Annotated in this window: 1 pseudogene; it reads right to left on the minus strand. The window is 32.1% G+C overall.

Annotation, left to right across the window (positions count from 1 at the left end):
- Positions 1-65, minus strand: a pseudogene (locus tag V7077_RS27670) (YciI family protein); the annotation flags it as partial.
- Between the last annotated feature and the right edge of the window lie 197 nt (positions 66-262).

Here is a 262-nt window from a genome sequence, read left to right on the forward strand (position 1 = left end):
TCAGGGCTCGGGAGATTTCCGGCTTCCGAATTCTTTGAGGCTTTTACAATCAACATAAACAGCATAAAATTCCCCTCCTTTTTTTAGCGGTAAAAATTGACCTCTTTATAAATACAACAAACCTACATTTTCAAAATCGACATATTATAAAAAAACAACAATTCTTTTGCTTGCATATTATATCTATCTATTTTCGTGTTACATACAACAAAATCCTTTTTCTTATTCAACTAACCTGCCCCTTTCGTATTATAAGGTTAAC

The sequence above is a fragment of the Neobacillus vireti genome (assembly GCF_036962465.1).
In the GTDB taxonomy this organism is placed as follows: Bacteria; Bacillota; Bacilli; order Bacillales; family Cytobacillaceae; genus Neobacillus; species Neobacillus vireti_B.